The organism is Varibaculum sp. GTC20041, from assembly GCF_055387755.1.
Genome location: NZ_AP041144.1, coordinates 2,083,535 through 2,106,222, shown reverse-complemented (window position 1 = coordinate 2,106,222; position 22,688 = coordinate 2,083,535). Strand labels below are relative to the sequence as shown.

The window sequence follows — 22,688 nt, the reverse complement described above, 5'->3', positions numbered from 1 at the left end:
CCGATGTTGAGGACGGGCCAGTAGCAGTCGAGGTAACCGCTCCGCGCGGTTTTACGGCCGGCTCGGATATGGGTACCCGCCATGGTCTATTCGGGGTACACGATGACGGTGACACCACCGGTTTCACTGAAATGCAATTGCGTCGCCAGATGCCGGCTGAAAGCGGACGCCCCTATGGCTCTTGGTTCGATGAAGTGGTGGATATTTTAGAAGAGCTTATCGAACAGTCTGACCTGGAAATATCGCAGGTAATCGAGCGAGTGGTAGTCGACAATGATGAACTGACTATTTTTATCGCCCGCCAGCACTTGCCACAGGTCGCCAGATGGCTCCGCGACGATCAAGATCTGCGTTTTGAGCTATGCCTGGGTGTTAACGGCGTGCACTATCCGCATGACACCGGGAAAGAGCTGCACGCAGCCTATATGCTCTTTTCCGCAACCCATAACCGCCAGCTGCGTATAGAAGTTACCTGCCCGGAATCTGATCCTCGGATTCCCTCGGTGGTAGCTACCTATCCCGGAAATGACTGGTGGGAGCGCGAAACCTGGGATCTGATGGGGATTATCTTTACCGGTCATCCCGGTTTGACCAGAACTGCTTTACCCGACGACTGGGTAGGACACCCGCAGCGGAAAGACTATCCGTTAGGCGGTATCCCGGTGCAATTTAAGGGCGCGACAGTTCCGCCCGCCGATTCTCGGAGGTCATACAGCTAAATGAAATACACTGACGAAAAGAACAGCCCCCTGCTCCGAGCTGCCGGTCCCGCCCTCGACAGTCTAGTAACCGAGGACACTCCGCAATACGATCTGCATGGCGGAGACTGGGAAGAGATGGCTTCCGAAGTCGAAAAACTCGCTAATGAGCGGGTCGTGATGAATATCGGACCGGTTCACCCCTCGACCCACGGGGTGTTACGCCTGATTGTGGAACTCGATGGAGAATACGTTCGCGATGTACGGGTGGGAACCGGATATTTGCATACCGGTATCGAAAAGAACATGGAATACCGTACTTGGACGCAGGGCGTTACCTACTGCACCCGAATGGACTATGTAGCGCCCTTCTTCCAGGAAGTCGCCTACTGCTTGGCAGTAGAAAAACTTCTAAAGAAAACCGCTGAGATCCCGGAGCGGGCTAACCTAATCCGCATCCTAATGATGGAGTTAAACCGGATTGCCTCGCATGTGGTGGCCATCGCCACCGGTGGTAACGAGCTCGGTGCTACCACCATGATGACTATCGGGTTCAGAGGCCGCGAAGAAATCCTGCGGATCTTCGAACAGATCACCGGTTTGCGTATGAACCACGCCTATATTCGTCCCGGTGGGGTGGCACAAGATTTGCCGCCTGGGTGCACCGATTATATTCGTGATCTGCTCCCCAAGACCCGCCGTGATATCAACGAGCTGCAGGATCTAACTTTGCAGAACCCGATCTTTAAGGCTCGTTTCTGCGATGTAGCGGTTTTGCCTTTATCGGGACACATGGCGATGTCTATGACCGGTCCTTCCGTGCGGGCAGCTGGATATCCCCTGGATATGCGGAAGATGCAGCCCTATTGTGGATACGAAAACTTCGAGTTCGATGTTCCCGTAGCTGACCAGTCCGATGCTTATAACCGGACTGTGGTTCGCTTCGACGAATGCTACGAATCCCTCAAGATTATCTACCAGGTGCTGGATCGCCTGGATGAAACCGAGGGAGAACCGGCGATGATTTCCGATCCGCAAATCAAGTGGCCGGCACAGCTGAGCGTAGGTACCGACGGGCAAGGTAACTCTCCCGAACACATTAAAGAGATCATGGGTAACTCCATGGAATCCCTGATTCAACATTTCAAGTTGGTGACCGAAGGCTTTAGAGCACCGGTTGGCCAGGCCACGCAACTGGTGGAACACGCTAAAGGCGTAATGGGAGTACACGTGGTCTCAGATGGGGGCACTCGTCCCTATCGGGCGCACTTCCGTGACCCCAGCTTTGCTAACCTGCAGTCCTTATCCCTAATGGCACAAGGCGGTACGATCTCTGACTTGATCGTAACGCTGGCCAGTGTGGATCCCGTCCTGGGAGGTGTCGATCGCTAATGAGTTTTTACGATTTTGAGGTCGAGCAAAAGTTCCGTGCAGAAGCAGCGGAAATTATTGCTCGCTATCCACAGGGGCACGAACGCAGTGCTATGATCCCGTTGCTGCACCTAGTGCAGAGCATCGACGGATACGTCACCTCCAACGGTATCGGACTAATCGCCGATATTCTTAACTGCCAACGGGCGGAAGTCAGCGCGGTTGCCACCTTCTATACCCAGTTCAAACGGCACCCTAACGGTGAATACACCGTGGGGGTGTGCACCAACGCTCTCTGCGCCGTCCTCGGAGGGGATAACATCATGGAGACTCTAGAAAAAGAACTAGAGGTCGGAAATGATGAGACTACCGCTGACGGCAAGATTACCCTTGAGGCACTGGAATGCAATGCTGGCTGCGACTATGCGCCGGTAGTTATGGTTAACTGGGAGTTCTTTGATAATCAAACTCCCGAATCAGCGGTGCAATTGGTGCGCGATATTAAAGCTGGAAAACCGGTGCATCCCACGCGAGGATCCGACGTGGCTCCTACTTTCAAAGAGGCCAGCCGGATCTTGGCCGGATTCCCTAATCCCGAGACTGCAAATCAGGGCGTGGCTGCCGGTCCCGCCAGTTTGTGGGGACTAAAAGTAGCCGAAGAACAAGGTATGCAAGCCCCTGACCCCGGGCAGTTTGGGGAACCTGAAGCTGCTCAAGTTGGGGATACAGCTTCGGGCGGTGCTGCTAATGAGGCCGGAAAAGATCCGGTCGGCAAGGAGCATTCCTCTGCTGATCATAAGGAGGCGGACAAGTGAGCGAAAACGGAAAGTCTGAGATCCGCCGGGTTCCGCTGACCCCGATTATCACTAAACAGTATCGGGAGCCGGAGAGCTGGACGCTGCAGGCCTACCAGAAAACTGGCGGGTACGCCGGCCTGGAAAAAGCCAAGCAAATGGAACCGGCGCAAATTCTGGATGCAGTCAAGCAAGCCGGCGTGCGCGGACGTGGTGGTGCCGGTTTCGGTACTGGTCTGAAATGGTCGTTCCTGCCACCCGATGACGGCGGTCCGCGTTACCTGACCGTTAACTGCGACGAATCCGAGCCGGGTACCTGCAAAGATATCCCGATGATTTTGGCTAATCCGCACGCGGTGATCGAAGGGGTGGCCATCACCTGCTTGGCTATCGGTTGCGATCACGCTTTTATCTATATCCGGGGCGAAGTCGTTCACGCCTATAACCGCCTGCTAGTGGCAATTAAAGAGGCCGAAGATGCCGGATTGTTGGGAGAGCTGAAGCTGATTGCCCACGCCGGTGCCGGTGCCTATATTTGCGGTGAAGAAACCGCACTGCTGGATTCCTTAGAGGGCAAGCGAGGGCACCCCCGTTTGAAACCGCCCTTCCCGGCAGTCAAGGGGCTTTATGCTCGTCCTACGGTAATCAATAACGCTGAAACGATTGCCCAGGTATCTACGGTGTTCCGTAATTCGGTGGAATGGTATGCCTCGATGGGGCAAGACAAATCTCTAGGTTACGGCATGTTTAACCTGTCTGGACACGTTAAACATCCGGGTCTTTATGAGGCACCGTTTGGAATTACCATGCGCGAACTGCTGGAATACTCCGGCGGGATTCGCGAGGGGCACACCTTAAAGTTCTACACCCCGGGTGGATCCTCGACTCCGCTATTTACCGCCGATGACTTAGATGTCCCCTTAACTTACGAGGACGTGGCATCCGCCGGATCCATGCTGGCAACCCGCGCCCTGCAAGTCTTTGATGAAACTACTTCCGTAGTACGGGTAATTAGCCGTTGGACTGATTTCTACCAGCACGAATCTTGCGGTAAATGCACCCCCTGCCGTGAAGGTACCTATTGGATGAAACAGATAATGCACCGCTTAGAGGCCGGCAAAGGTCAAGAGGGCGATGTAGACCTGCTTTACGATATTGCCGGCAATATCGCGGGACGCAGCTTCTGCGCCCTCGGTGATGCAGCGGCTACCCCGGTGCGTAGCGGAATCGACAAGTTCCGCGAAGAGTTCGAGGCCGGATATACGACTCCCTGGTGGGAGGCATTCCCGCCCGCCGCCTCGGAGGTTTTTAATAAAGGAGGCGCCCTGTGAGTGAGCAAGTCCAAATCAATATTGACGGCCAGGACATTGAGGTCGCTAAAGGTACACTGCTAATCCGGGCAGCCGAAAAACTGGGAATCCATATTCCGCGGTTCTGTGACCATCCGCTGCTAGACCCGGCAGGAGCCTGCCGGCAATGCCTGGTAGAGGTGGCGATGCCGGGACGTGATGGGGTGGTTCGTCCCATGCCCAAGCCTCAGCCAGCCTGCACGATGACCGCGATGGCCGGGATGGAGATAAAAACTGCCGCGACTTCGGAAGTAGCGCAGAAAGCTCAGCACGGGATTACCGAATTCCTGTTGATTAACCACCCCCTGGATTGCCCGATTTGCGATAAGGGCGGGGAATGCCCACTGCAAAATCAAGCCATGTCGCATGGCACTTTGCATACCCGCTTTAGTGATGAAAAGCGGCTGTGGCCAAAACCGGTAGAGCTTACTAGCCAGATTTTGATTGACCGGGAACGCTGCGTGCTGTGTCAGCGCTGTGTGCGGTTCGCTAACCAGATTGCGGGCGACTCTTTCATCGCTTTGCAAGGACGCGGGGGCGGTTCCTCTCCCCGTGACGATCACGATTTCATGGGTGAAAACATTGGCGCCTTTGACCAGGAGGTCTTGGGGATTTCCGATTCTGACGGTTCTCACCCGAGCCTTCGCCTCAGCCCCGGTGCTGAAGCGCTTTCGGACTCTCACGGCAAACCTGCTCCGCTTTCTTCCCCGGCCGCCATTGGCGCCGGCGTGGACGAGAAAGACCAGGCAGGCAGGCTGTTTAGCTCCTACTTCTCGGGCAATATCATTCAAATCTGTCCGGTAGGGGCACTGACCTCAAAACGTTACCGGTTCCGGGCACGGCCTTTCGATTTGGTTTCCACCCGGGGAGTCACCGAACAGGACGCCTCTGGTTCTGCTTTGCGCACCGATATTCGTCGCGGAACCATCACCCGACGCCTAGCGCAAAAGGATCTGGAGGTAAACGAAGAATGGATCACCGATAAAGATCGCTTTGGTTACCAGTGGCAATTCCAGTCTTCCCGGATTAAAACTCCGCTGGTGCGTGAGGACGGGAAACTGGTTCCTACCTCGTGGTCGGATGCTTTTGATCGCGCCGCTAAGGGACTGGCAGCAGCCGGGAAAGGAAAAGTTGGTTTCCTCCCCGGTGGCAGGCTAACTTTCGAGGACGCCTACACCTGGTCCAAGTTTGCCCGCGTTGTTTGCGGAACTAATGATATTGATCAGCGCACCCGCGCGGCTGGCCGGGAAGAAGAAACTTTCTTAGGCGCCTATTTCGCGGGTGCAGGAATGCCAATAACCTACTCTGACCTCGAAAAAGCCGGTCAAGTGCTATTGGTTGGTTTCGAACCTGAGGACGAATGCGGTGCGGTATTCTTGCGGTTGCGTAAAGGGGTACGCTCCGGAAGCGTAAAGGTAGCTACAGTGGCTCCTTTCGCCTCTCCCTCCTCGGTAAAAACTGCCACCACCGTACTGTTTGCCGCTCCCGGAACTGAGCCGGAAGTAGTAGCCAATGTAAAAGCTGAGGCCGAAGGGGACTTCGGTACAGTTTTTGCCGGGCTTAAAGGCGAGGACGCAGTAATCGTAGTTGGCGAACGCGCCGGTACCGTCCCGGGCTTACTAGCGGCTGTTAATGATTTGGCAGCTCGCAGTGGAGCCCGGCTAGCTTGGATTCCGCGCCGCAGCGGCGAACGCGGGGGAGTAGAAGCCGGCACTTTACCCGGCTTGTTGCCCTTTGGCCGCGATGCGCGGGACGCGGAAGCCCGCAGTGATCTAGCTGCTGCTTGGAATGCGCAACTGCCAGATACTCCTGGCCGTGATACGCAGAAGATTCTAGAGGACGCATGCTCTGGGGAACTGTCTGCCCTGGTGCTCGGCGGTCTAGACTTGCGCGACCTGCCAAATCAGGAGTTAGCGCAAAAAGCCTTAGCTGCGGCCTCCTTCGTGGTTTCCCTGGAAGTGAATCTCACGCCGGCTGCTCAGGCAGCGGACGTAGTATTCCCGGTGGCGCCAGTTTCGGAGAAACCCGGTACCTTTATTAACTGGGAAGGCCGGTTGCGTCCCTTCGGACAGGCCCTGGTTTCCCATGACATGCCGGACTGGGAAGTGCTGGGCAAGGTAGCCCAAGTGATGGGAGTGGAATTGGGGATTGATTCCCTGAAGTCCCTTTACGCGGAAGCTAATGAACTTATGGACTGGGATGGCAAACGGGTAACGTTTGCAGGTGCCGCCCCTGCCGAGTTGGTAACTCCCCCCGATAAGCAAGTGGTGATCACTTGCCATAAGACTCAGATCGATGAAGGTCTTTTGCAGGTGGGAGCCACCGATATGCAAGCGGCTGGGCGCGCCTCGTTTGCGCGTATCAGCCCGGAAACTGCGCAAGAGTTTGGCATAACAGATGGCGGCGCTATCAGCCTGATAACGGACAGGGGACAAATCCAGCTGCCCGTGGTACTAACCAAAATGCCGCAGCGTGTGGTGTGGGTGCCCGAATGTTCAGCCGGCTCACACGTGTATGAATCTTTGGGCGTCACCAGTGGCGCCTTAGTCCAGTTAGAGCCCAATGCGGAGGTGCAGCAGTGAATACCACAATCCTGCTAAGCGCAAGTAGTACTGGTGCCGCTGATTTCAGTAATGACACCTGGTGGATAACCTTGATAAAGGCAGTATTCATCGTGGCATGGCTGATTATCAGTGTGATCATGGCCCTGTGGGTGGAAAGGCGCGGCCTGGGGCGGATTCAGACCCGACCGGGGCCGAATGTGCACGGTCCACTGGGGCTTTTCCAGGCGCTAGCCGATGCCATCAAGCTACTAACTAAAGAAGATATCTTTAAACGGAATGTAGACAAGGTGCTTTATCTACTGGCACCGGTTATTACCGCCGCTTGTGCCTTCTGCATTTACGCGGTGATTCCTTTCGGACCCGATCTGCATATTGGCAGTTTCTCCACCCCCTTACAGCTGACCGATTCTAATGTGGCGGTGCTTTATATGCTCGCCGTTGCAGGTCTGGGCGTTTACGGTATTATCCTCGGCGGCTGGGCGTCCAATGGGCACCTGCCACTTTATGGTGCAACCCGCTCCGCGGCGCAGGTAATCAGCTACGAACTGGCAATGGGAATGTCTCTGGTATCAGTATTCGTAGTTTCCGGTTCCATGAAAACCTCGGAGATTGTGGCTGCGCAAAGCCCCATGTGGTGGTGCGTCGCCCTCTTCCCCGCTTTCGTAATCTACGTGATTTCGATGATGGGTGAAGTTAACCGTTTGCCTTTCGACTTGCCTGAATGTGAAGGTGAGATCGTCGCTGGGCATATGACCGAGTACTCCTCGATGAAGTTCGCCTGGTTCTACCTGGCGGAATATATCAACATGTTTAACGTATCGGGGATCTGCGTGACCCTGTTCCTGGGTGGTTGGCGTTTCCCCGGTGGGGATGCGATTCTCGGGGGCGCGCTCAACAGCGGACTTTGGCCATTCCTGTGGTTTGGAATCAAAGTTTGGGCGGTCATGTGGTTCATGATTTGGGTACGCGGTACCCTGCTGCGGGTTCGCTATGACCAGTTAATGATGCTCGGTTGGAAGATTCTGCTGCCGGTATCGATCGCCTGGATGGTAGTGGTAGTCGTGATGCGGGTAGTTACCGTCTATGGAATCGGCAGTATTTCGCAAAGAATGATGGCGATTGCGGCCGTCTTCGTAGTTGCCCTCATCATTATTTGGATAACCGGGGGCAAGGCCGATCGCAAAGCCCTGGAAAAGCAAGCACAAAAGGATGCCGCAGCCAGCGAGCCCTTTGACGCTTTCAAAGGCGGATATCCGGTGCCACCATTGCCAGGGCAAGTACTACCTCCCAGTCCGCGCTCCTTGGTGCGGGCGAGTGCCGGGGAAGATCACCTGGTAGCCAACGAAGGGGAATCAAATGAGTAAACGCAATCCCACCAGGGAAGATATGAGCTTTGAGCCCGATGAAAAGGGCGCGCTAGGCGAGTTTTTCGCTCCTGTAGCCGGATTCGGGGTTACTTTTCGCTCCTTCTTCCGTCCCACGGTAACTGAGCAATACCCCTATGAGGCGCCGCATGTGCAACCACGGTTTCACGGACGCCATCAGCTGAACCACTATCCCGATGGTTTGGAAAAATGCATCGGATGTGAGCTTTGTGCCTGGGCGTGCCCCGCGGATGCCATCTATGTAGAGGCCGCGGCCAATACTCCGCAGGCACAGTATTCACCCGGGGAGCGTTACGGCCGGGTTTACCAAATCAACTATTTGCGTTGTATTTTCTGCGGAATGTGTATTGAAGCCTGTCCCACCAGAGCTCTTACCATGAGCAATGATTTTGAGATGGCGGATTATCACCGCGAAACTATGATTTACGAGAAAGATCAGATCCTCGCTCCTCTTGAGGACGGGATGCTTTCGGCTCCGCACCCGATGGTGGAAGGAACCACCGATGGTGATTATTACCGAGGAAAGGTGACCGGTGTGACCCAGGCGCAACGTGATTGGGTCGCCGAGCACCGTCCAGACGATCCGACTCTTAAACAGTCGGGGGTTAAGGAGGTTCAGCAATGACATTGCTAGCCCAAGCCGCAGCTACAGATTTTAGTACGGGACAAACCGTATTCTTCTGGGTCACGGCAGTAATCATGGTGGCGCTAGCGCTCGGCGTACTGTTTTGCCGAACCGCAGTACACTCTGCGATCTGCATGGTAGGGGTAATGCTCTGCCTAGCGATGATGTACGCCTCGCAGGGGGCCTACTTTATTGGGGTAGTGCAAGTCGTGGTTTACACCGGCGCCGTCATGACCTTGATACTGTTCATTATCATGATGGTGGGGGTCGCTGCCTCGGATAACTATCTGCGTACCCGGCGTTTCCTCCGCTGGGGTGCAATTTGTGCCGGTGCTTTTGGAGCGATTTTCGTGGCAGTTATGCTAGTCAAGGCGTATTTACCAAAGTTTGGTCAAGTTCCGGATATGCCCACTGGCTCACCCCAAGGTACCACCGATTCTAACCCGGTCAAGATCGCGATGAGCCTGTTCACCGAGCATATTTACACTATGGAAGTAATCGGCTGTCTGCTGATCATCGCGGTAGTCGCGGCGGTGTCGCTAACTCACGGCGATCGTCTCCATAAGCTGTTTAAGCAGCCCGAGACGGCGCAGGCGCGGATGGAAGATTATGCTAAACGGGGTATTCATCCCGGTCAACAGCCCGCCGCAGGTGTTTACCAAACTACTAACGCGACCGACACTCCCAACATTTCAGGCGAGGATCAACGTCCGATCGTCAACTCGGTTTCCCCGGCGCTGCGTGCCCGCAACGCTGACCGCTCGCTGGGAGAAGCGGCACCTCACTTGGTAGAGAAGATTCGCGCCGACCTCGGAGCGAACCCCGCGCAAGGGGTACACTCCACTGCGGCCTCGAAAGCAGTTGCTAAATCTGGAGCCTGGGGAATGGCCGGCCAAGACGCTCCTAGTGGATTGAACACCCCTAAAACCCGGGTAGTCACCCCCAAGATTGAGGGAACGCCCCCCAGCGATCCGCCGGCCGCATCCAACCTGGATGCCTCACAAACGGAGGTCAGTGAATAATGTCTTTGACTTCATATCTAGTATTGGCAGTCATCCTCTTCTTCATCGGTGCGGTGATCGTTTTGACCCGCCACTCGGCGGTAATCGCCCTGATGGGAGTGGAGTTGATGCTTAACTCCTGTAACTTGATGCTGGTGACTTTCTCCAATATGCACCAGAACATTGAAGGGCAAGTGATGGCCTTCTTCGTCATGGTGGTAGCCGCCGCAGAAGTGGTGGTAGGCCTGGCGATCATCGTCTCGATCTTTAGGACGCGTCGTTCGACCTCGGTCGATGAAGTGCGTTTGATGGGACGCTAGGGGGTATAGAAAGTAATGAACTCGTTGTTGCTAAATACCGCGGCAGAGCAAATGGCAAATGTGTCGGCTACGGGACTAGCGGAATACGCTTGGCTGATGGTGGCAATTCCACTGTTATCTTCCGCTTTTCTGCTGGTATGTGGTCGGGTTACCGATAAATGGGGACACTGGTTGGCAGTTGCTGCCTCCTGGAGCTCTTTCCTGATCGGCTTTATTATTTTCTGCCAAATGATCGGGCAGGCGCCAGCTGAAAGATCGATTTTAGCTCCGGTGTTTACCTGGTTTAAGGCCGGAGGCGGAAATGAGACTATTGAGCTTTCCTGGAATCTGCTCCTGGATCCGCTCTCGATGACCTTCGTACTGCTGGTTACTTTTGTGGGTTCTCTGATCCACGTCTATTCCGTGGCCTATATGGAACATGATCCGGATCGGCGACGTTTCTTCGCCTACCTGAACTTCTTCGTGGCCTCGATGCTGACTCTGGTGCTATCGGATTCCTATGTGGCATTGTTCTTCGGTTGGGAGGGCGTCGGCCTGGCATCCTACCTGTTGATCGGCTTCTGGAATCACGAACTAGCCAATGCGGTAGCCGCCAAGAAAGCCTTCGTAATGAACCGCGTCGGTGACCTGGGTCTGCTGCTGGCCATGATGGCCATGTACGCGGAATTCAATTCCATGAAGTTCGTCGATGTACTGGGAGCTTCTCGCTCTGGGGATATGACCGGCGGCTGGGCTACTGCCATCGGGCTGTTCTTGCTACTGGCTGCTTGCGGTAAATCCGCGCAGTTCCCGCTGCAAGCCTGGCTCGGTGACGCTATGGCCGGCCCCACCCCGGTGTCGGCACTAATCCACGCGGCCACCATGGTTACCGCCGGTGTGTACTTGATTGTGCGTTCTGGCGATATCTTTGTGGCCTCTCCGACTGCCAAGCTCTGTGTGGCAATCGTCGGGGCGATCACCTTACTGTTCGGAGCAATCGTGGGTTGTGCCAAGGACGATATGAAGAAGGTACTGGCTGCCTCCACTATGTCCCAGATTGGCTACATGATGCTCGGCGCTGGTTTGGGGCCCATCGGCTGGACACTAGCTATCTTCCACCTGTTCGTACATGGATTCTTCAAAGCCCAGTTGTTCCTGGGCGCCGGCTCGGTAATGCATGCGATGAACGAGCAGGTAGATATGCGTCGGTTCGGCGGTCTGCGTACGGTAATGAAGGTTTCCTGGATATGTTTTGGTATTGCCTGGTTGGCGATCTTGGGGATTCCCCCGTTCTCGGGTTTCTTCTCCAAAGAACCGATTATCGCAGCTGCCTTTAACTCGGCGGCCTTTGGAACCACTGGGGCTTGGATCTTCGGATTGATCGCCATGGTGGGCGCGGGAATCACTTCGTTCTACATGTCGCGGCTGTTCTTCATGATTTTCCATGGCGAAAAGCGGTGGACAACCGAGTTTGACGGTGGCAGCGATGTGCATCCGCATGAAGCTTCCTGGTTGATGAACGGACCGATCGTGGTGCTGTCAGTGTTCTCTCTGGCCATGGGGATGGTGTTAGGCTTCACCGATAAGTTCACCCAGTGGCTCGAGCCAGTTACTGGCACTGCAGCTGCTACGGAAAACGCTTCGGTTTCCGTGCTATCCCACGCCGCGATTTCGGTAATCACTTTGATCCTGGTTCTTTGCGGGCTGGCTTTGGCGTTCGTAATGTACGTTCGCAAGCCGGTACCGAAAGTTGCTCCGGCCTCCAACGCCCTGGTGGAAGCGGCTCGAGTGGATCTGTATCAGGACACGGTTAACGAGTCGGTCGCCATGCTACCGGCACAGCTACTTACTGTCGGAGTTGGGGGCGCTGACCGCGGCCTCATAGATGGCATCGTTCGGGGGATCGCCTGGTGTGCTGGGGCTCTAGGACGTGCCCTTAGCCATGTACAAAATGGCTACATCCGTGCATACGCCAGTTACATTCTGGGCGGCGTGCTTTTAGCCCTGGTCCTGGTTGTCGGAAGCCAATTGGTTTAGGGGCAGGAGGAAAAGATAAATGGAAATTACAGTCTTGAACTCAACTTTCCCGGTGCTAACGCTGCTAGTAGTGCTGCCAGCCCTGGCGGCTTTGGCGCTGTGGCTGATAAAGCCAACACGGATTGCCGCGCGGCAGATCGGTCTCGCAGTATCCGCCTTGGTCTTGCTGGGCACCATCTACCTGGCGCTGAATTTTGACTACGGTAAAGCGGCCGCGTACCAGTTCGCAGAAACCCACAGTTGGATTCGCGCCCTGGGAGTTTCTTGGGCGCTGGGTGTAAACGGCCTCGGACTGGCAATGCTAGTGCTTTCGGCACTGCTCACTTTGATCGTGCTGATTGCTTCGGCGCATGATGTAGAAGGCGAGAACAAACCTTACGATGACGCCGGGTATGTGGGTCTTACCTTAGCCACCCTGGCATTTATGATGCTGATTTTTGCAGCTCGTGACGTCTTCGTGTTCTACCTGGCATTTGAAGCCATGCTAGTACCGATGTTCTTCCTGGTTGGCCGCTACGGAAATGGGGCAAAACGGAAAGCCGCAGCTATGAAGTTCCTGCTTTATTCCCTGGCAGGCGGACTGGTTATGCTAATCGGCATCGTGGGAATCTATGTTTACTCTCCGCTGGCTGCGGCCTCTAATGAGCAGCACGCTCGCCTGTACCTCATAGAGAACTTGGCCGGAAAGCTGCAAGCTAGCCCCGGGGTAGAAATGGCGCTAATGATCAGCTTCTTTATCGCGTTTGCGGTCAAAGCGCCGATGGTGCCAGTACACACCTGGCTTGCAGACACCGCCGAGAACGCCCGTCCGGGAACCTCTGCTCTGCTGGTAGGAATCCTGGATAAAATCGGTACCTTCGGGATGATCACTTTATGTTTGACCATCTTCCCGAATGCCTCCCGGCGTGCCGCCTTGGCTTTCATTATTCTGGCCGTGATCTCCGTAATCTGGGGTTCACTGACGGCTTTGGCGCAAAAGGATCTAATGCGCCTGATTTCCTTCACCTCGGTAGCGCACTTTGGTCTGATGGTGCTGGGTATCTATGTTGGCAACACCGTGGCGCTGGCTGGTGCCATGGTTTATATGGTGGCGCACGGCCTCTCGATCGCGGGTATGTTCTTGATTGGCGGGTTCCTCACTGAGCGCGGACATAGCCAAGACATTGAGGCTTACGGCGGTATGCAGCGGGTGACTCCGTTGATTGCCGGTACCTTCTTAATCTCTGGATTAGCTGCCATTGCCTTGCCCGGTCTTTCTGGTTTCGTGCCGGAGCTGATGGTACTGATTGGTACCTTCCGCCTCTACCAGTGGGTAGCAGTGCTCTGCTTGGTGGGAGTAGTCGCGGGCGCGGTTTATGTGCTTTTGCCTTACCAAAAGATTTTCACCGGAAAGGCTCCGGAACATCGCAAGTCGATTAAGGATTTGGATAACCGGGAACGTTGGGGAGTCGCTGCCCCGTTGATCGTGCTGATGCTGGTGATTGGTTTGCATCCACAACCGCTGGTTGATCCAATGTCACAGGTTGCCGATCAGGTGATTGTCACCCAGGATGTGGCGTTTCAAGTAGAAGGGACCGGAAAGTGAGCTTAATGAACGCTACCGTGATTAATGACTTTAGCGAGCTCGGTTTTAACTGGGCGCTAATGGCTCCGGTATTGGTGGTGCTTTTTGGGGCAATCATCGGGATTCTGCTAGAGGCATTCGTACCCGCAAAACAGCGCTGGGGCGTGCAATGTGCCTGGTCAGTTGCAGTAGTTGCGGCTGCCTTGCTGGCGTTTGCGCCCTCATTCGGGGCCTTCGATCTGCAAACTGGTCAGCGGCTAGTACGCGGAGAGCTAATCGTGGATGGATTCTCCATGTTCTCCCAGCTGGTGATGCTGATTGTGGGTTTGCTGGCGCTGCTTCCGATGATTGATCGTACCGGAAATCGGGTTTCTGCTTTCGCCGGACAGCCCTCAGATATTCCCGGTTCTTTCCAAGAAGAACAGACTGAGAGACGTGGCTATCAGCGCAGCGAGGTGCTGCCGCTCAGCCTATTCTCCCTAGGGGGAATGATGCTGTTCCCCATGGCAAACTCGATGCTCACCTTGTTTGTGGCACTAGAGATAATTTCGCTGCCCCTATATGCGATGAGTGCCATGGCGCGTTACCGTCGCCTCCTCAGCCAGGAAGCTGCGCTTAAGTATTTCGTGCTGGGAGCCTTCGCTTCGGGATTCATGCTCATGGGTATGTCTTTGCTATACGGCTACTCCGGGTCCCTGCTGTTGGATCAGCTAGCATTAGCGATTCCTTATCGAGTAGCTTCTCCGGCACTGCTGATGACTGGTGCTGCATTGATGATGGTAGGTTTGCTCTTCAAGATTGGTGCTGCTCCCTTCCACGCTTGGACCCCGGATGTGTATCAAGGTGCGCCTACCCCGGTGACTGGTTTCATGGCTGCGGGAGTTAAGGCGGCGGCATTCCTCGCGATGCTGCGCTTCTTCTCCACGGTGGTGGTACAGTTCGAGGCGAACTTCAAGCCCTTCTTGTGGACAGTCGCCATTTTGACCATGGCGGTAGGGACATTCTTCGGTTTGGTGCAAGATAACATCAAACGGATGCTTGCCTACTCCTCGATTGCCCATGCCGGCTTTATTTTGATTGCCTTCACTAAGGGAGCCTTAAACGCTAATGGGGCAGTCCTGTTCTACCTGTTGACCTACGGGATCGCCACCATTGGTGCCTTCGCGATCATCTACCTGGTTCGGGTTAGCAATGAGGACGGGGTCGGAACTGCAGAGCAACATTCCATGTCCGCATGGGCTGGTTTCGGGAAGACTCACCCGGTTTTAGCTGGCTGCATGATGCTGTTCTTGCTGTCCTTCGCAGGGATTCCGCTGACTGCCGGGTTTGTAGGTAAATTCCTAGCCTTTAGTGCTGGTGTGCAAGGCGGGGCAACTGCGCTGGTTATCTGTGCGGTGATTGCTTCTGCGATTACTGCCTTCTACTATTTCCGCCTGGGTAAGATCATGTTCCTAGATCCGGTGGCAGAAAATACTACGGTAGCTCCCCATGCCGAGATCACTTATGTGGCGATAGGTATGTGTGCTCTCTTGACAGTGCTTCTGGGGATTTTCCCGGGATCAGTTCTCGATATTTTACAAAATACCGCTATTGTTATCCCGTGAGTAACTTGTCCCAGTCGCGTATCGACGAGCTCGAAGATCAGATTTCCGATGGCCTGGCTCAGGTGGAGGAGCGCCTGAGCCAGGTACTATCAGATGACCGCGGGGTGCTTGACGATATTGTCGGGCACTTGGCGAAAGCCGGTGGCAAAAGAATGCGTCCCGGTTTGGTGCTCCTGTGCTCCCATTTGGGTGAGCATCCTTCCTCTGAACAGATTCTGCGTGCCTGCGTGGTTGTCGAGCTTACCCATCTGGCTACTTTGTACCACGATGACGTAATGGATTCGGCTCCCACCAGGCGCGGGGTGAACGCGGTGCAACGCGTGTGGGGTAATAACCGTGCGGTACTGGCAGGTGATTTAGTCTTTGCTCGCGCCTCACAAGTGGTTGCCACTTTAGGGCCGGACGCAGTGTTGCAGCACGCGGTAACTTTTGATCGCCTATGTCGCGGGCAGTTGAACGAAACTTTTGGCTCGGAATCCGGTCAAGATCCGGTGGAGTTTTATATCCAGGTGCTGGCGGATAAGACTGGTTCTTTGGTAGCGCAGTCGGCGCGCTTTGGTGCGGAGCTTTCCGGAGCCTCGGAGGCCGTGACGGAAGCGGTAGTCCAGTTCGGCGAAAAGATCGGGGTAGCGTTCCAGTTGGCAGATGACGTTATTGATCTGTCCTCTGACAGTGCCGATTCCGGTAAAACTCCCGGCACGGATTTGCGTGAGGGCGTAGATACTATGCCGATTTTGCTGCTGAGGCAGGACGCGGCGCGTGGGGTTCTCGATGAGGACGGGCAAAAGATTTTGGCGGAGCTTAGCCGAGGCACCTTGGTTAGCGATGATGCGGCACTGGAGCAGGTAGTGCAAATGCTGCGAGCGCACGCGGTGCTGGAACGTACCCGACAATTGGCTTTTTCTTGGTGCGAGGACGCGAAAGCAGCGATTGCATTTCTTGAAGATAACGAAGTTAAAGCCGCGCTGGAAAAGTTTGCCGACACTTTGGTTGATCGTATCGCTTAAGTGTGGAGAGTGCCTTAGCGCGGCTGACCTAGAAGGCACTGGCTGCCTACTGGAAAATCTACTGGAAAGTTTCTTTTTCTAGTAGCTCAAAACAATTATCCTGTCTATCTGCATAAATGCCCTACTGGAAAATCTACTAGAAAACTACTGGAAAATTTTCCAGTAAAATATATTCAGCAGGTTTATACTCTAGGTATGTCACCGAACAATATAGACGCCATTCTTGCTTCCAATATCGAGGACCGCACTAGACAGTTATGTTTGCGGGACGAAGATCAGTGGTTTGAACGTAAAGCGATAGAAGTATCCCCAAAAATGTTGGCTCGCACTCTCATTGCATTCGCCAACGCCGAGGGCGGTACGGCAATAGTGGGAGTTAAAGACCGGAACATTCAAGACTTAAATAGGTACACAAAAAAGATTAACGAGCTACGCCTTGCTCCCAGTGCGCAGTTTTGCAGTCCGCCGATTGATTGTGAGGTAAAGGAAGTAGCCACAATTCTCCAAGATGGTGGTTCTAAATTTGTTTTAGCTTTTTTAGTAACTCCTAGTGGCCAGGTGCATCACGGTACTGACGATAGTTGCTACCTACGTCGTGGAGACCGTTCGTTGCGTCTGAGCTCGGAGGAAATTCGCCGTTTAGAGTACGACCGAGGAGCTAGGCAATTCGAAGCGGAAACTGTCCGCGACCTCACCATCGATGATTTACCGCAAAAAAATATTGCCCCTTTCCTGGAAGCTACTGGTGCTACCCGCGGGAAAAAGCACCTGCTTCGTTCACGTTCACTTTGCGACAAAGATGGACGCATCAATAATGCGGCATTTTTACTGTTCGCTGATTCTCCACTTGCACTCCTACCAGGAGCTTATGTCCGGGTGTGTCGTTTCCAGGGAAATGAGCGCTTGACTGGAGAAAGCCAAAACATCGTTTTCGATCAGCGATCCGAACTGCCTATACCTCAGGCAATAGACCAGGCAGTTAAGTGGATTGAGCAAGTAATACCCCGACGTCGCGCCTTGGGACAAGACGGCAAATTCGCTGATATGCCGGTTATTCCTCGAGGTGCCTGGTTAGAAGGTTTAGTTAATGCGGTGATACATCGTGCCTATGACCTGATGGGGGATGGGATTAGGGTTGAAATATTTGATAATCGGATTGAAATTAGCAACCCTGGTAGTTTCCGAGATAGAAAGCTCGCCGCTAAAGCACCCCTAGAGATAGCCAGGTACGCAATAAATCCTAGGATTGCTCGCACTTGTTGCGACCTGGGGTATGCCCAGGAGCTGGGGGAGGGGATTAAGCGTATATTTGCACAAATGGATGAGGCCGGATTATCTGATCCGGAATATCGGCAAGAGCCTATGCATGTAGTCCTAACTTTGCGCTATCAGCCACGACTTGCTGATGTGGGGACGGGACTATCGCGCAGTGCAACAGCAGTTCTATCAGCTTTGCAAGCTCTCGGAGGTTCCGGAGGAACCGGCGATATCGCGCAGTTTGCGTTGCTTACCAGACCAACAACGCGGGCAGCTTTGAAAGATTTGAAGGATCTGGGGCTAGTTTCTTGGCAAGGGAAAAGTGTGCGTGACCCGCGGGCAACTTGGCATCTGAACTAGAGGAGGGCGCGCAGATTACCTAAATCTAAAAGTGCTAACTTCCCTTGCCCGGAGCGTCGTTCTAGCTACTGGAAAATCTACTTGAAAGCTACTGGAAAGTTTCTTTTTCTAGTAGCTCAAAACAATTATCCTGTCTATCTGCATAAATGGCCTACTGGAAAATCTACTAGAAAACTACTGGAAAATTTTCCAGTAAAACCAGCAAGGGAATTCCAGCAACGCTAACAACCGGGGTGAAGGTAAAGCCGTCCTCGAAAATTGAAGCTAACAGAGCACTAGAGGCGGTCAATAAATTCGGTGGCAACGTCTTCGGGGACGCCCTCTTCGCGCATCACATCCCGGATCGCGTCCCAGCGTTGCAGGCGCCCTTGATCGCGCATCTGGCGTAACTTATCGCGATCAGCTTGCGAAGTTGCCAGCAGATTATCTACGCTGCCGATTTCTTGTTCGAAATGCGATTTGCGAGCACGGTCACGAGCATTTAGACCTCTCACGTTGCGAGCCACCAGGAACACTAACGCGGCTCCACACAGAACAAAACCGATCGTCAATAAAACACTCATGCGCAGATTGTCTCATCCCGGCCTGAAGTAGTCCTGAAAACGACCTGAAAATAAGTTGTTACCAGGGGGTTAGGGATTCGCCCAGCCGTTGGGAATACATCCCATATTTTGCCCGCCATCTGAGCTTTGCTGTTGCATTACCGGAGCTAAGCCCCCTGGCTGGGGACAGAACAAATGTCCATGTCCCAGCCAATGCCCGGTTTCGTGGGAAACCTCGTAGATGCGGTAATCGGTGATGGTTTTCCCTTTTTGGAACCACATCTGTGCGCCTCCAATCCACCGGTGGGCATTGAGCACCACATTATCGCCATTGCGACAGTTGGAAACCCCATTGGTGGTCAGGGGGGCGCAAAGCCGGTCGGTTAGGGCGGGGCTGGCGATAACTATCCGAAAATCAGCTTGCCCATCGGTGCGGGTAAAAGAGATTTCCCCCTGTTTTCCACCCCACCCGCGCGGATCATTCAAGATAGCGTGAATGCTTTTTGCGGCAGTTTCACCGTTGATAGGTAGTCCGTTTTCTACCTCTACCCGATAAAAGTAGACTTTGCCGGTGCCGCGTCCTTGCCAGGTTCCGGGTACTACCGAGGTGTTTCCGGAAGCCGAGGGGGGGACGTCTTTGGAAGTTTCTCCCCCCGGTAAGTCCTCTTTTACCTGCAAGGCGATCGCCGGCTCTTTAGCTTGCTGTTTGGGATTAACCAGCGGAACCGCAGTCCAGCGTAAAGTGGGCGCGGTTTGGACTGCCTCGGCATTCTTAGGAGCCCGTGGCATTGCGGAAATGATCAGAATAAAGGTGATAGTCAGTGCAATCGCGAGGGAGGAGGCGCGAATAAGCAAATTCCAGTCCGAGCGCCGACGTGCACGGTTGGCTCGAGACTGCAGGCGCTGCCTCCTTGGGGGATACTCTGACACACTCAATAGTTTAAGCGATAGCCGGTGTCAGTTTTACTGCCCCGCTGTGGAGGTGGTCATTGGTGAGGAATGACTAGCACAGTGCCGGTGTTAAATGCAGAAAACTTTGTCTGTTGCCGGCGTGTTTCCTGCAGGTAAAGTAGCCTTGGTTTCAGTTTCGGGACCCAAGGCCTAGGATTTGGCTTCCACCTGTTAGGATTAGGTACGGAAGTATCGCTTTTTAGCGCAGTCGAAATTCAATATGGAGGCCATTAACCTATGGCAAAATATGTCTACACGTTCGCCGAGGGCAACAAGGATATGAAGGATCTGCTGGGTGGCAAGGGTGCCAACCTGGCAGAAATGACCAATCTGGGTTTGCCCGTTCCCCCTGGTTTTACCATTACTACTGATGCTTGCCGGGCATATCTCAAACATAACGAGGTTCCCGAAAGCTTGGTTCCGGAAGTGACCAAGGCTTTGCGGGGGGTGGAAGATCAGATCGGACGCACCCTCGGAGACAAAGATGAGCCGCTATTGGTTTCAGTGCGTTCAGGTGCGAAGTTCTCGATGCCGGGCATGATGGAGACCGTCCTCAACGTGGGACTTAATGACGAGTCGGTGCACGGGCTGGCGAAGATGTCAGGCTCGGATCGTTTCGCTTGGGACTCTTACCGCCGTCTGGTGCAAATGTTTGGCAAGACAGTGCTAGATATTGATGGCGATTTATTTGCCGATGCACTCGATTCCATGAAAGAAAAAGTTGGCGCGCGAGCCGATGTGGATTTGACTGCCGAAAACCTGCAAGATCTGACGGCACAGTTCAAACAGATCGTTAAAGAACAGACCGGGAATGATTTCCCGCAAGATCCTCGCACCCAAATGGATATGGCGATTGAAGCCGTATTTAGGTCTTGGAATACCGAGCGGGCAGCGATTTATCGTCGCCGCGAACGGATTCCGAATTCCTTGGGAACCGCGGTGAATATCTGCACCATGGTCTTTGGGAATATGGGTGATGATTCCGGAACCGGTGTGGCCTTTACTCGGGATCCTTCAACTGGGAAATCAGGTGTTTACGGTGATTTCTTGATGAACGCTCAGGGCGAGGACGTGGTTGCCGGTATCCGTAACACCGAGCCTCTTTCTCACCTCAAGACGGTAAATGAGCCGGTTTATAATCAGCTAATCAAAATTATGCGCAAACTGGAAACTCACTACCAGGATATGTGCGATATTGAGTACACCATCGAGAAAGGCAAGCTGTGGATGCTGCAGACCCGCGTGGGTAAGCGGACAGCAGCGGCTGCTTTCCGGATTGCGGTTCAACTGAACGAGGAACGTCTAATCACCAAGGATCAGATGCTAGAGCGCGTCACCGGTGAACAGCTCACCCAGTTGATGTTCCCCCAGTTCGATACTGATGCCGTGCGGGTACGGCTAACTCGCGGTATGCCGGCTTCTCCCGGGGCTGCCGTGGGCGGAGTTGCATTTAATAACGAACAGGCCGAGGCCGCAAAGAATGCCGGTAAATCCTGTATTTTGGTGCGGCGGGAAACGAATCCTGACGATTTGGCAGGTATGGTCGCTGCCGAGGGCGTGCTTACGGCGCGCGGCGGTAAGACATCTCACGCCGCGGTAGTGGCTCGCGGTATGGGCAAGACCTGTGTTTGTGGCGCGGAATCTCTAGAGATTGATGCAGAAGCCGGGACTTTGACCGTTGAAGGCAAGACCTTCCACGAAGGCGATATGATCGCGATTGATGGCGGAACCGGTGAAGTGTTCGAGGGTGCGGTTCCGGTTCAAGACTCCCCGGTAACTACTTATTTGGAGAGCGGCCTAACTGCGGGTCTTGAAGCTTGTGACAACGATGCTGATTTGCAAGATTTGGTGCGTTGCGTAGACCGGATGATGGAACTGGCAGATAAGCGTGCCCGGTTGCAGGTGCGCGCTAATGCCGATAATCCGCAGGACGCAAAGCTAGCAGTAGATTTTGGAGCTAAAGGGATTGGACTGTGCCGTACGGAGCATATGTTCTTAGGCGATCGCCGTCCTCTGGTTGAACACGCTATCCTTTCGGAGCCGGGTTCGGCTGACCGTAAAGACGCTCTCGGTCAGTTGGGTCAGCGTCAGCAGCAGGATTTTGTGGAAATGCTGCAGGTTATGGACGGCAAGCCGATGACGGTGCGGTTGATTGATCCTCCGCTGCACGAATTCCTGCCAGATTTGACTGGTCTAGAGGTTAAAGTTGCCCTGCAAAAAGCTGAAGGCAAGGTAAATCCGGATGACCAGCGGATGCTCACTGCAGTGCGAAAGATGCATGAGGCTAACCCGATGCTAGGTTTGCGTGGGGTGCGTTTGGGCATGTGGATGCCGGGTCTGTTTGAAATGCAGATTCATGCATTAGTGTCTGCCGCCGCAGAGTTGAAGAAGCAGGGTCGGGATCCGCGCCCGGAGATTATGGTGCCCTTGGTGGGCTCGATTACCGAGCTGGGAATTATTCGTGACCGCGCTCAGGCGATTATTGACGAGATTTCTCAATCAGCTGGTGTGGAATTGGATATCCCGATTGGTTGTATGATCGAGCTTCCGCGCGCTGCGATTACCGCCGAGTCTATGGCTAAAGAAGCTGATTTCTTCAGCTTCGGAACCAATGACCTAACTCAGACTACCTGGGGTTTCTCTCGCGATGATTGTGAGGGTGTGTTCTTCCCCAAGTACATTGAAGAGGGCGTATTTGGAACTTCTCCTTTCGAAACGATTGATACTCATGGTGTGGGTCGTTTGGTCAAGGAAGGTGTCGGCCGCGGTCGCTCTACTAAACCAGAGCTGAAGATGGGTGTTTGTGGCGAGCATGGTGGCGATCCAGAATCGATTCATTTCTTCCACAAGACCGGTTTGAATTACGTGTCCTGCTCGCCGTTCCGGGTAGCAGTTGCCCGCCTGGAGGCTGGACGCGTGGTGGCTTTGGAAAATATCGAGGGTTCCGGAGAGGACGCTACTGCCTAAAGAGGACGCTTGGGTGTACCTATCTGGTTCCCAACAAGGGGAGGGAACCAGATAGGTTGACCGGTTGAGTCGGTGATAGCTACTGACTCTTGGGACTATCGTGATGGATGTTGCTGGCCCACTGGTCTAGTTCATAAGCTATTTTGATAACACCCCGGGGAGTCGGCGGGATTATCCCGCCGACTCCCTTCATTTTTCGCCATTAGCTCTACTAGCTCTCTTGTCCTTCATTAGCTCTGCTAGTCCTGACGCTTCCACGCCCTACTGGTGACAAAAACTCTGCGTCGGGTTTTATCGGGTATTACTCGTGCTG

Annotated in this window: 17 protein-coding genes; 15 read left to right on the top strand and 2 right to left on the bottom strand. The window is 54.2% G+C overall.

The genetic code is table 11. The features are described from left to right. Positions 1-68: 68 nt before the first annotated feature. From ACZ5BI_RS09180 to ACZ5BI_RS09115, 14 genes are all read left to right on the top strand, one after another. Entirely contained in the window at positions 69-719 is a 651-nt protein-coding gene (locus ACZ5BI_RS09180; RefSeq protein ID WP_278338853.1) for an NADH-quinone oxidoreductase subunit C, read from the top strand. Continuing rightward, on the top strand, positions 720-2,090 hold the full coding sequence (locus tag ACZ5BI_RS09175; RefSeq protein ID WP_464896251.1) for an NADH-quinone oxidoreductase subunit D: 1,371 nt from the start codon (positions 720-722) through the stop codon (positions 2,088-2,090). Beyond that, complete coding sequence (gene nuoE, locus ACZ5BI_RS09170) at positions 2,090-2,884, top strand: NADH-quinone oxidoreductase subunit NuoE (protein WP_464896250.1); 795 nt, start codon at positions 2,090-2,092, stop codon at positions 2,882-2,884. Before ACZ5BI_RS09175 ends, nuoE begins: the two co-directional genes overlap by 1 nt. After that, complete coding sequence (nuoF, locus tag ACZ5BI_RS09165) at positions 2,881-4,194, top strand: NADH-quinone oxidoreductase subunit NuoF (RefSeq protein WP_278619302.1); 1,314 nt, start codon at positions 2,881-2,883, stop codon at positions 4,192-4,194. Before nuoE ends, nuoF begins: the two co-directional genes overlap by 4 nt. Next, positions 4,191-6,794: an NADH-quinone oxidoreductase subunit G gene (locus ACZ5BI_RS09160; RefSeq protein ID WP_464896249.1), complete on the top strand. Its 2,604-nt coding sequence runs from the start codon at positions 4,191-4,193 to the stop codon at positions 6,792-6,794. Before nuoF ends, ACZ5BI_RS09160 begins: the two co-directional genes overlap by 4 nt. Next, positions 6,791-8,140, top strand: coding sequence for an NADH-quinone oxidoreductase subunit NuoH (gene nuoH, locus ACZ5BI_RS09155; protein WP_024059893.1), 1,350 nt, complete (start codon positions 6,791-6,793; stop codon positions 8,138-8,140). The genes ACZ5BI_RS09160 and nuoH overlap by 4 nt, the downstream gene beginning before the upstream one ends. Then, positions 8,133-8,786 carry an NADH-quinone oxidoreductase subunit NuoI gene (gene nuoI, locus ACZ5BI_RS09150; protein WP_238127926.1) on the top strand — a complete coding sequence of 218 codons (654 nt, stop codon included), beginning with the start codon at positions 8,133-8,135 and terminating at the stop codon, positions 8,784-8,786. Before nuoH ends, nuoI begins: the two co-directional genes overlap by 8 nt. After that, positions 8,783-9,808: an NADH-quinone oxidoreductase subunit J gene (locus ACZ5BI_RS09145; protein WP_278609951.1), complete on the top strand. Its 1,026-nt coding sequence runs from the start codon at positions 8,783-8,785 to the stop codon at positions 9,806-9,808. The genes nuoI and ACZ5BI_RS09145 overlap by 4 nt, the downstream gene beginning before the upstream one ends. After that, the gene (gene nuoK / locus ACZ5BI_RS09140; RefSeq protein ID WP_022864652.1) at positions 9,808-10,107 is read left to right on the top strand and encodes an NADH-quinone oxidoreductase subunit NuoK; all 300 of its coding nucleotides are present in this window, start codon (positions 9,808-9,810) and stop codon (positions 10,105-10,107) included. The genes ACZ5BI_RS09145 and nuoK overlap by 1 nt, the downstream gene beginning before the upstream one ends. Positions 10,108-10,122: 15 nt before the next feature. Then, positions 10,123-12,123, top strand: coding sequence for an NADH-quinone oxidoreductase subunit L (gene nuoL, locus ACZ5BI_RS09135; RefSeq protein ID WP_464896248.1), 2,001 nt, complete (start codon positions 10,123-10,125; stop codon positions 12,121-12,123). Positions 12,124-12,142: 19 nt separating this feature from the next. Further along, positions 12,143-13,708, top strand: coding sequence for a complex I subunit 4 family protein (locus ACZ5BI_RS09130; protein WP_024059889.1), 1,566 nt, complete (start codon positions 12,143-12,145; stop codon positions 13,706-13,708). Positions 13,709-13,713: 5 nt separating this feature from the next. Beyond that, on the top strand, positions 13,714-15,291 hold the full coding sequence (nuoN, locus tag ACZ5BI_RS09125; RefSeq protein ID WP_238127954.1) for an NADH-quinone oxidoreductase subunit NuoN: 1,578 nt from the start codon (positions 13,714-13,716) through the stop codon (positions 15,289-15,291). Then, the gene (locus ACZ5BI_RS09120; protein ID WP_464896247.1) at positions 15,288-16,298 is read left to right on the top strand and encodes a polyprenyl synthetase family protein; all 1,011 of its coding nucleotides are present in this window, start codon (positions 15,288-15,290) and stop codon (positions 16,296-16,298) included. The genes nuoN and ACZ5BI_RS09120 overlap by 4 nt, the downstream gene beginning before the upstream one ends. 195 nt (positions 16,299-16,493) lie before the next feature. Beyond that, on the top strand, positions 16,494-17,915 hold the full coding sequence (locus ACZ5BI_RS09115) for an ATP-binding protein (protein ID WP_464896246.1): 1,422 nt from the start codon (positions 16,494-16,496) through the stop codon (positions 17,913-17,915). A 275-nt stretch (positions 17,916-18,190) separates the two neighbouring features. Here ACZ5BI_RS09115 and ACZ5BI_RS09110 read toward each other — a convergent pair whose 3' ends face one another. Both ACZ5BI_RS09110 and ACZ5BI_RS09105 read right to left on the bottom strand, forming a co-directional pair. Next, a complete protein-coding gene (locus tag ACZ5BI_RS09110; RefSeq protein ID WP_024059884.1) occupies positions 18,191-18,478 on the bottom strand; it encodes a hypothetical protein in 288 nt (95 codons plus the stop codon). Positions 18,479-18,547: 69 nt separating this feature from the next. Further along, positions 18,548-19,387 (bottom strand): DUF3152 domain-containing protein, encoded by an 840-nt coding sequence (locus tag ACZ5BI_RS09105; RefSeq protein WP_288336656.1) that lies wholly within the window; start codon positions 19,385-19,387, stop codon positions 18,548-18,550. 258 nt (positions 19,388-19,645) lie between these two features. Between ACZ5BI_RS09105 and ppdK the strand changes: the two genes are divergently transcribed. Next, entirely contained in the window at positions 19,646-22,375 is a 2,730-nt protein-coding gene (gene ppdK, locus ACZ5BI_RS09100; protein WP_462334668.1) for a pyruvate, phosphate dikinase, read from the top strand. Positions 22,376-22,688: the final 313 nt, after the last annotated feature.

Coding starts and splice junctions, on each gene's coding strand:
- ACZ5BI_RS09180 (WP_278338853.1), top strand. CDS start 69: ATGGGTACCCGCCATGGTCTATTCGGGGTACACGATGACGGTGACACC.
- ACZ5BI_RS09175 (WP_464896251.1), top strand. CDS start 720: ATGAAATACACTGACGAAAAGAACAGCCCCCTGCTCCGAGCTGCCGGT.
- nuoE (WP_464896250.1), top strand. CDS start 2,090: ATGAGTTTTTACGATTTTGAGGTCGAGCAAAAGTTCCGTGCAGAAGCA.
- nuoI (WP_238127926.1), top strand. CDS start 8,133: ATGAGTAAACGCAATCCCACCAGGGAAGATATGAGCTTTGAGCCCGAT.
- ACZ5BI_RS09145 (WP_278609951.1), top strand. CDS start 8,783: ATGACATTGCTAGCCCAAGCCGCAGCTACAGATTTTAGTACGGGACAA.
- nuoK (WP_022864652.1), top strand. CDS start 9,808: ATGTCTTTGACTTCATATCTAGTATTGGCAGTCATCCTCTTCTTCATC.
- nuoL (WP_464896248.1), top strand. CDS start 10,123: ATGAACTCGTTGTTGCTAAATACCGCGGCAGAGCAAATGGCAAATGTG.
- ACZ5BI_RS09130 (WP_024059889.1), top strand. CDS start 12,143: ATGGAAATTACAGTCTTGAACTCAACTTTCCCGGTGCTAACGCTGCTA.
- nuoN (WP_238127954.1), top strand. CDS start 13,714: ATGAACGCTACCGTGATTAATGACTTTAGCGAGCTCGGTTTTAACTGG.
- ACZ5BI_RS09115 (WP_464896246.1), top strand. CDS start 16,494: ATGTCACCGAACAATATAGACGCCATTCTTGCTTCCAATATCGAGGAC.
- ACZ5BI_RS09110 (WP_024059884.1), bottom strand. CDS start 18,478: ATGAGTGTTTTATTGACGATCGGTTTTGTTCTGTGTGGAGCCGCGTTA.
- ppdK (WP_462334668.1), top strand. CDS start 19,646: ATGGCAAAATATGTCTACACGTTCGCCGAGGGCAACAAGGATATGAAG.